Genomic DNA, 12,452 nt, shown 5'->3' with positions numbered 1-12,452 from the left:
ACTCGTCAAATGATTGGGAATCATACCACGGTGTTGCGCTCTAAGCAGGGACTCGCCACGACGGTTTACCGTAGCGGTGGGTCGGCCAAACCGGCCGGAAATCGACTGAAGAATCACGAATGAACCCACATGACGCCAAGGGAGGCACATGGAGCCGAGTTCGCTCGCAGCACAATCCTTATCGGACGAAGACCTCGCCGCACTGCGGCGCGCCAAACACGAACTGGAAAGCCCGGCGTTGGCGATGAAACTGGCCAGCATCGTCGGTTCGCCGCTGGAGAAGCTGATGTCGCGCATGCCGGCGTTCGCCAACGCCAAGGTCACCGACGCCACCGAGCTGGCCTTGCGCAAATGCCTGTCGATCGCGCTGCGCACGCTCGGCCGGCGCGACGCGGCGCCGTTGATCGTGCCCGACCGGCCGAGCAACCTGCTGCACAAGTTCGCGGTGGCGACCACCGGCGCGGCCGGCGGGGCGTTCGGGCTGTTCGCGCTGCCGGTGGAGTTGCCGGTGACGACCACGCTGATGTTCCGCTCGATCTGCGACATTGCGCGCAGCGAGGGCGAGGATCTGAGCTCGATCGATACCCAGCTGCAATGCCTGACCGTGCTCGGCATGGGCGGCACCTCCAGCGCCGACGACGACGCCGACTTCGGCTACTTCATCATGCGCGGCGCGCTGGCGCAGGCGGTGTCGAAGGCGTCGTCCGAAATCGCGACGAAGGGTTTCACCGCGCATGGCTCGGCGGCCTTGCTTCGCCTGCTCAACACCATCGCCGCGCGCTTCTCGGTGCAGGTCAGCGAACAGATCGCCGCGAAATCGATTCCGGCGATCGGCGCGGTACTCGGCGCGATGGTCAACACGGTGTTCATCGACCATTTCCAGCAGGTCGCGCACGGCCACTTCACCGTGCGGCGGCTGGAGCGGCAGTATGGCGAGGCAGTGATCGAAGCGGCCTATCAAACCATCGACATCGCGCTCGACGGCTGAGTGGACGGCGCGGCGCCGCTCGTCACGCGCCGCACGAACGCTGCCGAACGATCGAGCGCGCGCTTCGCTTCGGGCAGGAACGGCGTGAAGATCGGCCACACGTGCGGCACGTTTTTCCACACCTCGAATTCGCATTCGACGCCCGCCGCTCGCGCGTTGTCGGCCACACGCCGGGAGTCGTCGAGCAACACTTCGGTGTCGCCCGCCATCATGAAGAGCGGCGGCAAACCGTGCAGGTCCGCGTAGACCGGCGACGCATGCGGATGCGTGGCGGGCGTGTCGCCCAGATACAGCTTCGCGGCCGGACCGATCGCGGGACCGCTGAACATCGGGTCTCGGCCATCGTTGGTGCGGATGCTGTCGCCCGTCGCCGCGAGATCGGTCCACGGCGAGAACAGCAGACCGCCGGCCGGCAGCGGATCGCCGGCGTCCCGCAACGCCACCAGGGTGGCCAGCGCGAGCCCACCGCCGGCCGAATCGCCGGCGATCACGATCGACTTCGGTGCGATGCCGTCCGCGATCAATCGACGATACGCGGCGGTGGCGTCATCCAGCGCGGCCGGAAAACGATGCTCGGGCGCGAGCCGGTAGCCGAGCGAAAAGACGGCGGCATCGGCGCGCGTCGCGAGGCCGAACACCAGCGCGCGATGCGTTTGCGGAGAACAGAAGTAGTAGCCGCCGCCGTGGCAATACAGCACGGTGGGGCCGTCGCGAAGCGATGACGATTCGCTCGCGGGTTCGAGCCATTCGCCTCGCAAGGGCGTGTCGTTAGCGCTGTACAACTCACGCAGACGCCAGCCGCCAGGCACGCGCGGCGACCATACCCGTTTCGCGGTCAGCGCCCGCGCCCGTTCGACGTTGATACGCGGCTTCTGAGTTTCAGGGCGAAACTGCCGGCGCAGATACCAGCATGCGAGTGCGCTTTGCCAGCTCATCGGGACGCTCTCCTTCGTTGAGGTCCCGCCATGGTACGTGCGTTCGCGGCGGCGCCGGTGGGCAGCGGCTTCTAATCCTGAAAACGTTACCGGCAAATCGCGGCCGGTGCGGCACGGCGCGATTTACCGGCGGAGTCAAAGGTGGCGCGGGATTAATTCGCCGGCAAAACCTGGCCGCGAATCTCACCGGTCGGATTCTGCGCGGTGTGGACGTTGAAGTACCACTGCCCAGCCATCAGATCGGTCACCTGCTGTTCGGTGAGCGCCGCCGAGCCCTTGATCGGACTGGCCAGCGCGTCCTTGTCGATCGGCACCTGCACCTTGGCGTTCTGCCCCACCGGCGCCGGACCGTGGAAGTGCGCGGCGGTCGCGGGACCGCTCAAGCCTTCGTACGTGACGGTCCATTGCAAGGATTTGGTCGAGGTATCGAACGTGGCGTTCAGCATGCCGTGCCCGTGACTCACACGCGGCGGCACTTCGCTCGACGGTTCGAGATCCGCCTTCAACGCCACCGTATCCGCGAACGCGGCACCCGACGCCAACGCCCACACCACCACAGCCAGATTCAATTTTCGCAGCGCAATCATGGTCTTCTCCGGACTTGATGCACCGCCGCACCGACGTGTTCGGCAGCGCGCGGGGCCACCACATACTAGTTCAAATTTCCGGACGATGGCGATTTTGGGGACAGCGGATCGGTCAGCGCGATGACGCGCTCGTACGATTTCTTCAAACAGTTATTTGCGTATTTTGTGGTGAATAATTGGGGCTAACCCGGCTATGCTTCCGTCTGCGAGAAGTGACTCCTTCATCGAAGGATGTCTCCAAATCTTTAACGCGGCTTCGGCCGCGTTTTTTTTCGCCTGCGTTTTTTGTTGCGCGTTGTTCGTTGTGCGTTTCTTGCACGCGTTGAGTGCTGCGTTTTCGTCCACGTTTTTTCCGCGGCATGGCACGCGCCATCAGGACAACAACGCTGCCTGCTGCTCGATGCCGTCGAGCATGGCATTGCACGTCGAGATCAGTGCCAGCCCATCCACGCGCACCTGTTCCGGCGACATGCCGCTGATGTCGCGGCGATATGCTTCGAGCGCCTTGAACAGTGGCGAATATTGCAACACGCTCGCCGCGCCCGCCACCCGATGCAGCCATTCCCGCACACGTTCGGTCTGTTTTTGCTCGAGCAGCGGCGCCAACGCCGCCATATCCTCGCGCACCGACGAGACGAACGAATCGAGCAACGCCTTGACCGTCGATTCACTGCCCCACAGTTGCGTCATATAGCTGAGATCGACCGGCGTGAACGGTTCGCTGCCCTGCTGTGCGCTACCTGTGGACGGCTGGACTGCGGGAATCGACGCGCTCGTCGCCTCGGCGGGTGAGTCGTGCGCTGCGGAATCGGTGCCGCCGCTGTTTATCGAACCGGAGCCGATGCCCGAGCCCACGCCGGCGCTGGTACCAACACTCGCGCCGAACCAGCGGCTCAGATAATCGCGCAACGTAGCGAGCCGCGTCGGTTTCACGAGGCTGTCATCCATGCCTGCTTCGCGGCACAGATTCAGATCTTCCGGTGCCGTGTTCGCCGTGATGCCCAGAATCGGCAAACGATGCTCGCCGCTCGCCTCTTTCGCGCGAATCCGCCGTGTGAGTTCGTAGCCGGACAGATTCGGCATATGGCAATCCGTGATCAAACAGCCGTAGCGGGTATGCTCCAGTGCGGCCAACGCCTCGGCGCCATCGTTCGCGACATCGCAGGCAAAGCCGAGCAGCGCCAGTTGATGACGGATCAACTCCTGATTGACCGGATGATCCTCCGCGACGAGGATCAAGCGGCCGCTGGCAATCGCGCGCTCCCGGTCCGGCGGCACGGCGCCGCCTTCGGCGGAGCGCATGCCCGCGAGACGCGGCGCCACTGTCGGCAGCCCGGTCAGCGCCGCCGCACACGCGGCGCCGAGCCCGCGCCAGGAAATCGGATTGACGCTAACCCGCACCTTGTCGTCGATGATGCGATAACCGGTGGGCTTCGGCTTTTCCGTCAGACAGACGATGCGCGAGGCAGGCAGAACGCCTTCCGGCAATCGCACGTCTTCGGTCGCGAATAACAGGTCCAGCCTGGCAAACATCAGGCGGTCGCCGAGTTCGTCCGAGCCAGGCGCGACATGACGCAGTTCGAGCCCAAGCGCCTTGCCGAAATGCATGAGAGCCCGGGCGACGCGCACGTCGCCGGTCACCACGACCGCGCGCTTGCCACGCAACGCGCTGACCGAGTAATGCAACGCCTCGACCGGCATGCCGAGCCGCACGGTCATGCGCGTGCCGCAACCGGGTTCGCTCTGCAGCGCGAGCGAGCCCTCCATCAGTTCGATCAGCTTGCGGCAGATCGTCAAGCCGAGCCCGGTGCCACCGAACCGGCGCGTGGTCGATGACTCCGCCTGCACGAACGGCTCGAAAAGCTTCGCCTGCACGTCGGGCGCAATGCCGATACCCGTGTCCGCCACCGTCATTTCAAGCGTCTGCGCGCCATCGGTTTGCGCGACGACCGACACGCGCACGTCGACCTCGCCCGCCGGCGTGAACTTGATGGCGTTGCCGAGAAGATTGAACAGAATCTGCCGGAAGCGCACGCTGTCGCCCCGCACCAGCGCGGCGACCTGCGGCGCGATATCCACGCGCACTTTCAGCCCCTTCTCGTGCGCGCGGCCCGCGAGCAGGCCGACCGCGTTATCGACCAGTTCGCGTATGTCGATGGGCTCGGCCTCGATGGTGAGCCGACCGGCGTCGATCTTCGAATAGTCGAGCAGATCGTCGAGGATTTGCAGCAACGCGCCGGCCGACTCGTGAATCATGCTCAGCATTTCGCTCTGATCCGCGTTAAGCGGCGTGCGCTCCAGCACTTCGACGAGACCCAGCACGCCGTTCATCGGCGTGCGGATTTCATGGCTCATCATCGCGAAAAAATCGTCCTTGGCGCGCGAGGCGGCCTCGGCCACGTCGCGCGCCCGCGCCAATTCCTCGGAGCGCGCGCGTTCGACGCTCGCGTCGACCCAGAAACCGCTCCACACGACACTGCCGGCCGCTTCGCGACGCGGCACCAGTTCCGCACGCACCCAGCTCAGTCCGCCGTCCCCCTTGAAGCGAAACTCCAGATGCACCGGCGTCTCGCAACGCGCCGAATGCTCCAGTTCCGCGATCACAAAGCCGCGGTCCTGCTCGCACACGCGCCTGAAGTCGACCTTGCCGGGATTCGCCGCGCCGACGCCACCCGGCAGATGCCGCGTATCGCCGCCGATATACGGAAACGAGTACACGCCGTCCGCTGTACGGCGTAGCTGGAACACCACGGCCGGCAATGAGCGCGTCACGTCGAACAGACGCCGCTCGGTTTCGCGCGCGAGCATTTCGGCGCGGCGGATGTCGGTGATATCGACCATGGTGCCGAGCACGCAAACCGGCTTGCCGTCGCTGTCCCGGCAACTGCTGGTCCAGAACAGACCGTGACGCAGATCGCCGTCCTTGCGCTCGAACTGCAGTTCCGCCTGCGCGGTTTCGCCGCCCTTGAGCATCTCGCGAGTCATCCTGTCGAGAATGCGGCTGTTGGCTTCTCCCCAGCACTGGACTTCGGTCGCGGTGCGTCCGATCACCGCTTCACGCGGCAGTCCGCAAGCTTCCTCGTACGCCTGGTTGACGGCGATGTAACGCCCGTCGAAGTCTTTCGCGACCAGCGGATAGGGCACCATCTTCATCATGGTTTCCTGGAAGCTCAGTTGCAACGCCAGATCGCGTTCGATCTTGCGACGCAGGCGAACCTCATGCTGCAGCAACAGGCAGGCGCGCAGCGTCACCAGCAAGACAACGCCGATGCCGATCAGCAACGGCAGCAATCGAAGCGCGGTCACGCTCCACGTGCCCGTTTCCGGCTCGCGGCCATTGATCCACTTCTGCCTGATGCGCTGTCTCTCCGCCAGCGGCATGGCCCGCAACGCACGATCGATCAACTGGTCGAGTGGACTCAGGTCTGCGCGCACGGCGAAGCTGAGCGCGTCGGCATCGCCGGCCATGCCGAGAATCTTGAGCACGTTGTCATAGCGGCGCTTGAGCGCGATGTCGACCGCCGCGACGTTGCCGATCAGTACGTCCGCCTCGTTCGCCGCGACCATGGCGAGCGCATCGTCGAGACTGGGCGTGATCGCGATGTGTCCCGGCTCGATACCCTCGAGCGCGTGCGGCGCGGCACCGGCGATATGCGATGGCACCACGATCCGGCGCGCCGCGAAGTCGCCGGGCGAACGCGCGACCGGCTCGTCGTCGCGACCGACGATAACCAGTGGGTAGCTCTCGTACGGCTGGCTAAACCGTGCGTCCTTGAGCCTCGGATCGCCGCTGGACGCCGTCGCGACCAGCGCGAGTTCACCGCGCTGGAAGGCTTCGATCGTGGCGGGCCAATTTCCGATCGGCGCACGAGTGAACACGATGCCCAATGTGCGGCTCAGATAGGAGAGATAGTCGGCGGCGACGCCCGACGGACGACCGGCGTCGTCGACATAGCTGAACGGCGGCCAGCCGCTATCGAATCCGACCGGCAATGGCGGCAAGGACGCGAGCCAGGATTTTTCCTGTGGCGTGAGCAGAAGACTCGGCACGCCGGGCACGGGTTGCGCGTCGAAGTTGCCGGACAGCCAGCGTGCACGCAGGGCCGCGTCGTGCGCGGGATCGAGCGACGCGAGCGCGCGGTTGAGCCGGTCGCGCAGCGCGATCTGGCCAGGCGGCACGCCGAAGCGCAGTTCCGAGGTTTTGCTGGCCTCTTCGAACGCCACGTGCAGCGCGCGGAAATCCTCGGTGGCGAGTGCATGGCGCACGGTCGGCGTAAAACCGAGATAGACATCAGCGTGACCGAGCACCACCGCGTCGAGCGCGGCACGCGTATTGGCAAAGGTCTGGAAACGTGCTCGCGGAAAACGCTCGCGCAGCAGGCGCTCGAGTGCAAAACTCTTTTCGACGGCGATGCGTGTGGCGCGCAACTGCGTTGACGTCGTATAAGTTTCGCCGTCGCGGCGAACCACCGCCGACACCGACGAGCGGAAATACGGCGCGGTAAATTTCAGGCACCGCTCACGCTCCGGCGTACGCGCGATACTCGTCACCAGATCGACCTGCCCCGCGCAAGCGGCGGCGAGCAGATGCGGCAAGTCTGGAAAGGTTTGGGCTTCAATCCGCGTATCCGGGCCGAGCAGCGCGCGTAGATAGTCGATGCTCATGCCGGAGAGCGCGCCGTCCTGTAACGACTCGAACGGCAGCCAGCCCCCGGCGAGTACGCCGACGACGAGTTTCGCCGGGACCTCGCGCGTACCCTCGGCACGCGCGACGTCGCCGGAAGCCTGGGCGAAACCCGGCTCCTGCCCCACGCACAGGAAAAACAATGCGAGCAGACACAGCGACAGACGACGGAAAACGCGCCTCATCGCGTTACGCTGCCAAGGCGGGAAGATCCGCACAGTCGACGACACGCGTTGCCGCTCACTCGGTGTCGCCTGAACTGTCTGCGAGCGCGACGGCCGTCAGGTCGGACTTGCGATGCAGAAAGGAGAACAGCATGCCGGCCACTACCCCGCCCATCAGGGGCGCCGCCCAGAACAACCACAACTGATCCAGCGCCCAATCGCCGACGAACAAGGCCTGCGCGGTGGAGCGCGCGGGATTGACGGAGCCGTTGGTGATGGGAATGGACACCAGATAGACCAGCATCAGAAACACGCCGCCGACGAGCGCGGCGGTCGACGCGCTCTCACGCCGGGCCTCGATCAACAGGTTCGCGAGGACCAGGACGACGGAAAGCACGAACTCGGCGACGAACACCGAATGCAGCTGGTAGTCGGCAGGAGAATGATCGCCGAACCCGTTCGCCGCGAATTCGCTCGCGCCGACCACGAAACCCGGCCGGCCGTTCGCGATGTAGGCCAGCAGCGCCGACGCCGCAATCGCGCCGAGAATCTGCGCGGCGATGTACGGCACCACGTCTCTGATGGGAAACCGCTGTGCGACCGTGAAACCGATAGTGACGGCCGGATTGAAATGCGCGCCGGACGTGCCGCCAAACAGATAGCGGCCGGTGGCGAAAGCGAGCCCGAACGCGGACGCCACCTCCAGCGCGCAGTAGCCTTGCTGCACCGTGCCGGTACACAACACGATGCTGCCGCAGCCGATGAACACCAGCCATGCCGTCCCGACGCCTTCGGCCACCAACCGCTTACCCAGCACGACCATGCCGCCTCCCAGTTTCTTCGGACAAGGCGGACGGCAGTACACGATTGCAACGAGACGTCAGCCTGACTACGCTGCGCGCCGCCTTGGCCGACACGGCCATACCAACGCATGGGTCGTGCAAGCAGGCAGCCGGGCCGCAGTGAACTCAGAACTATGAAATGACGGCCTCGCCATCACAATCAGCGGATTCCTAAATAATTTAATAAAAAAACAATCACATCCCGAAGCGCAGCCACATGCCAGCTCACTATCACGTCAAGCCAATCTGCCGCGCGTAGTCGATCAGATCGGACTCGGTCTCCAGTCCGAGCTTGCGCATCGCGCTGCGCTTCTGCGTGCTGATGGTTTTGCCGCTGCGCTGCAGACGGGTCGCGATTTCGTGAACCGCATGGCCCTGCACATAAAGCTGGAAGACCTCCCATTCGCGCGCGCTCAATACGCCCGCGCCGAGTTGCACGGGCGTATTCGACGTTTCCATCGCGACGCGCGCCTGTTCCGACAGAAACACGCGGCCGGCCACGCTGGCTTCGATCGCCTCGATCAGCGCGCCGGCGACGTCGCGCTTGTCGACGATCGCGCCCACGCCGATGTGCAGCAGGCCGGACAACATGTGCGCGTGGCAGATCATCGTGAGCACGACGACGCACGGATGGGGCCGCCCGCGAAGCAACCGGCGTAGAAAGGAAACGGCGTTGCTGCCGCCGTCGATGCCCGGCATGCTGACGTCCGACACGACCACGTCGCACGCACGGGCGTCGAGCAGTTCGGCCAGACCATAGGTATCGGCCGCCTCGCCGACCACTTCGATATGCGGCGCGGCCCGCAGCAACCGCTGGACGCCGACGCGAACGCAGTCGTGATCGTCGGCCACGATGACGCGAATTTTTCGTTTCATGTTCTTGTTGTCGTATCGATTGGCTAACCCAGCATCTCTCATGCTTCCCCGGGCCGCCAAACCTGCTTCTGACAAGTCGCGCCCGCATCGCGCGACCCCTCTTACGCTCACTACACCCTTGCGCGTCCGTCAGCGGCCTTGCGCGCGCTCCTCGGCGACCACGCCGTGCTCGACGGCGAAGCGGAACAGCTCGGCGTCCGTCTGCAACGCGAGCTTGCGCATGGCCGTGCATTTCTGCGCGCTGATTGTCTTGACGCTACGGCCGAGGCGCGCGGCGATCTCGGTCACGCCGAGTCCCGAGGCGTAGTGTGTAAACACCTCCAGTTCGCGGCGCGACAGCACGGCGCGCACGAAATCGAGGCGCTGAATCACGGTCGCCTCGGCGATCAGCGCGCGCACCGCCGGTCCGACGAAGCATTCGCGCGCGAGCGCCGTGACGATCGCCACGTGAATCAGATCGATGCGGTCGCGCTTGCTGATCAATCCGTCGACACCGAGCGCGATGACTTTCTGCAACGCGCTCGCGTCGGTCTCCATGGTGAGCACCACGAGGCGCACGGCCGGATAACGCTGCTTGAACTGCGCGACGACTTCGAGCCCGTTGCCGTCGACACCGCCGGGCATGTAGAGGTCCATCAGCACCAGATCGCACGGGTTGCGCGCCACTTCCGCGAAGAGTTCGGTGGCGTCGGCCGCGCGTCCGACGACCTGCATGTTCGGATAGCCGCCGATCAGATTGTCGATCGCCAGCAAAACCAGCGGATGATCGTCGGCAATGATGGCTCTGACGGGCGTGCCTGTTTCAGCGACGTCGTTCATCGATTACTTTCCCCCTATCTTGACTTCGCGCCGGCGCGGACAGCCCAGCCGTCCCCGCCGCGTTGGTTGGACTTTTCCCGGCGCCACCTTTCGGACGCTCCGGATACGCGCCGGAACGGCCACGGCCGGTTGGGCCAATCGATTGATTAGATATGCGACTCAAAGTCGGTCATTCCGTAGGCGCGCAGCCATGCGAACAGGCCCGGTTCGTTCGTGACGCCGAGCTTGTACATCGCTTCGCGACGCTGCCGGTTGACCGAGCGGCGCTCGCAACCGAGCGCCGCCGCGATTTCCGCGACCGACTGGCCGTCGGCGAGACGCCGGACGACTTCCGCCTGACGCCACGACAACCGTGGCGCAGGCATGGGCGCCGGCGCGGGCGGCACTTCGTCGTCGCCCGGCTGGGCGAGCGCTTCGGCGATGGAACGCCCCAGGTGCACTTCGCCGCGTCTGGCCGCTTCGATCGCGCGCCACAGTTCTTCCATCGGCTCGACCTTGCCGAGCGTGCTGACCGCGCCGTCGGACACGATCGCGCGCAGGATCGCCGTGTTCATCAGCGTGGTGATCACGACGACGCGCAAGCGTGGCCAGTCGCGCCGGATCCGCTGGATCAGGCCGAGCCCGTCTTGCGCGCCGCCATGCGGCTCGCGCATCGAGAGATCGGTGACGAGCACGTCGCACGGCGTGCCCTGCAGTAACGCGATTAATGCCGTCGGCGTGGCCGCTTCGCCGACGATCTTGACACCCGCGCGCGCTTCGAGCGCGGCCCGAATGCCGAGGAGAACGAATGGATGATCGTCCGCCAGAATAATTCTGAGGTTCACCAGGATTTCTCGCTTTTGTTGTAAGGACAATTAGCTGATTGAAGGGAATAATCCGACATATTCCCCACACGCTGTAACGGCCGCCCGGCGACGCCTATCAGCACGCCAAGGCGGCCATAAAATCATTGCCGTCATCGCACGAATATCGGAGCGTTCCTAATCCTGTAAAAACCTATTAGTTCGATGCGTTTCTTCATGAACAAAAAAACCGCAAATACTCGTAATGAATATTTGCGGTTTTTTGTGGCTAATCGACGCGGCAATTACGGATTCGATTTGAATCACTCACGTCGGTCAGCGGTGCGCGGTGGTCTGCGGTGCCCCGTCGTGGCACGCCACGACGTTACGCTTCAGCTTCAGCCTCAGCCTGCACGACATCTCACGCCGGCGCCCGGCTCACCTTGGCCGCGCGCGTCGCACGCGGAAAGATCGGCCACGCGATCAGCGCACAGACGCTCGCCACCGCCCAGACCATCGGCCACGATCCGACCGACAGCAACGCGGGAATCGCGAGCGGCGTCAGGAACAACGTGAGAAAGACACAGGTGTTGCCGATCGCCAGCGCGGTACCCGCGCGGCTCGTGCCGGCCTGCGTCGCGAGTTCCGTGAAGGCGACGCCGTGCCACGCCGACGCGCTCACGCCGCCCAGCACGACCATCGCCGCGAACAGCGTCGTCACCGCGCCGTGGTGCGCGCCGACGATCCCCGTCACGAGCGCGAGCGACGCGAACAACCCCGCCGTCACCAGACTGCACGCCCGCATGTATGCGCGACGATTGCCGCGCCGGTCGGTCCAGCCGCCGCTCCAGACCCGCGCGACGGCGGCGCCGGTTTGCACCGCCGCCATCGTCACGCTGATCGCGAGCACGCCGGCGCGGCTGAAGTCGTGCAGAAACACCGTGCCGAACGTGACGACCGCGAGTTGCGGCACACACAGCGCCGCCGCGCCGAGGGCGACGCGCCAGATGCCGACGTTGCGCAGTGGCGAAGCGGCTGCCGGAGCGCTTTTATGGTGAGCTGCCGCAGCGTTCGAGCCTTGCGTGGCCGCCCGCGCCGCGCCCGTTGCGTCCGCTGTCGCCTGCGGCGGCTCGTGCAGCCAGTGCCACGTGAACCCTGCCGTGATCGCACACGCGAGCGCCAGCACCGCATACGCGCTGGCAAAACCATAGTGCGACGCGAGCGCCGGCAGCACCAGCGCGCCGAGGCCGCCGCCCGCGGGCACGGCGGTCTGGCGGATGCTCATCGCCAGTCCGCGCTCGCCTTCGCGGAACCACGCCATCACCGCGCGGCCGCTCGACCCGTTCACGCTGCCGCCCAACAAGCCGACCAGCAGCAGCCCGAGCGCGAGCATCGTCACGCTCGGCACGTAGCCCGCGGACGGCGCGACGAACGCCGCCATGCCGGCCAGCGCCGCGCCGGTGGTCAGCAGGCCGAGCAGCAACACGCGCCGGTCGCCCCAGCGGTCGGTCAGCAACCCCCACGGCAATTCGCTGACGGCAATCCCAAGGCCGAGCATGCCAAGCACGAGCCCAAGTCCGCCGTTACCGAGGTGATAGCCCGAGCGCAGAAAGACCGCCGTGGTCGGAATACCCGAGAACGCGGCGGAAAAACTCGCGTTCGCGGCAAATCCCACCCCCAGCACTTTCCACCGATGGCTCGCCGCCCGTTCGCCCGGCATCCGCGTGCCGTCAACCGTTACGTTTTTCATCACAACGCTCCTCAAAGTAGGAATC

9 protein-coding genes are annotated in these 12,452 nt (G+C 65.3%); 1 reads left to right on the top strand and 8 read right to left on the bottom strand.

Features of this window, described 5'->3' with window-relative positions:
* The first annotated feature begins 148 nt into the window (after positions 1-148).
* Positions 149-988 carry an EcsC family protein gene (locus tag LFL96_RS02335; protein ID WP_280997592.1) on the top strand — a complete coding sequence of 280 codons (840 nt, stop codon included), beginning with the start codon at positions 149-151 and terminating at the stop codon, positions 986-988.
* Here the strand turns inward: LFL96_RS02335 and LFL96_RS02330 are convergent.
* The 8 genes from LFL96_RS02330 to LFL96_RS02295 form a co-directional block, all read right to left on the bottom strand.
* Complete coding sequence (locus LFL96_RS02330) at positions 958-1,923, bottom strand: alpha/beta hydrolase (protein WP_280997590.1); 966 nt, start codon at positions 1,921-1,923, stop codon at positions 958-960. The genes LFL96_RS02335 and LFL96_RS02330 overlap by 31 nt on opposite strands.
* Before the next feature lie 152 nt (positions 1,924-2,075).
* Positions 2,076-2,510, bottom strand: coding sequence for a CHRD domain-containing protein (locus LFL96_RS02325; protein ID WP_280997587.1), 435 nt, complete (start codon positions 2,508-2,510; stop codon positions 2,076-2,078).
* A 372-nt stretch (positions 2,511-2,882) separates the two neighbouring features.
* Positions 2,883-7,379: a transporter substrate-binding domain-containing protein gene (locus LFL96_RS02320; protein WP_280997585.1), complete on the bottom strand. Its 4,497-nt coding sequence runs from the start codon at positions 7,377-7,379 to the stop codon at positions 2,883-2,885.
* A 55-nt stretch (positions 7,380-7,434) separates the two neighbouring features.
* Positions 7,435-8,181, bottom strand: coding sequence for an aquaporin Z (aqpZ, locus tag LFL96_RS02315; protein ID WP_280997583.1), 747 nt, complete (start codon positions 8,179-8,181; stop codon positions 7,435-7,437).
* 250 nt (positions 8,182-8,431) lie between these two features.
* Positions 8,432-9,076: a response regulator transcription factor gene (locus tag LFL96_RS02310; protein WP_280997581.1), complete on the bottom strand. Its 645-nt coding sequence runs from the start codon at positions 9,074-9,076 to the stop codon at positions 8,432-8,434.
* Between the two features lie 129 nt (positions 9,077-9,205).
* Positions 9,206-9,895, bottom strand: coding sequence for a response regulator transcription factor (locus LFL96_RS02305; protein ID WP_280997579.1), 690 nt, complete (start codon positions 9,893-9,895; stop codon positions 9,206-9,208).
* Positions 9,896-10,041: 146 nt separating this feature from the next.
* Positions 10,042-10,719, bottom strand: a complete 678-nt coding sequence (locus LFL96_RS02300; protein ID WP_280997577.1) for a response regulator transcription factor — start codon at positions 10,717-10,719, stop codon at positions 10,042-10,044.
* 379 nt (positions 10,720-11,098) lie between these two features.
* On the bottom strand, positions 11,099-12,427 hold the full coding sequence (locus tag LFL96_RS02295; RefSeq protein WP_280997575.1) for an MFS transporter: 1,329 nt from the start codon (positions 12,425-12,427) through the stop codon (positions 11,099-11,101).
* Between the last annotated feature and the right edge of the window lie 25 nt (positions 12,428-12,452).

The organism is Paraburkholderia sp. D15 (assembly GCF_029910215.1).
Lineage (GTDB): Bacteria > Pseudomonadota > Gammaproteobacteria > Burkholderiales > Burkholderiaceae > Paraburkholderia.
Note: the sequence above shows the minus strand (reverse complement) of the source record. Positions and strands in the feature narration are given on the sequence as shown.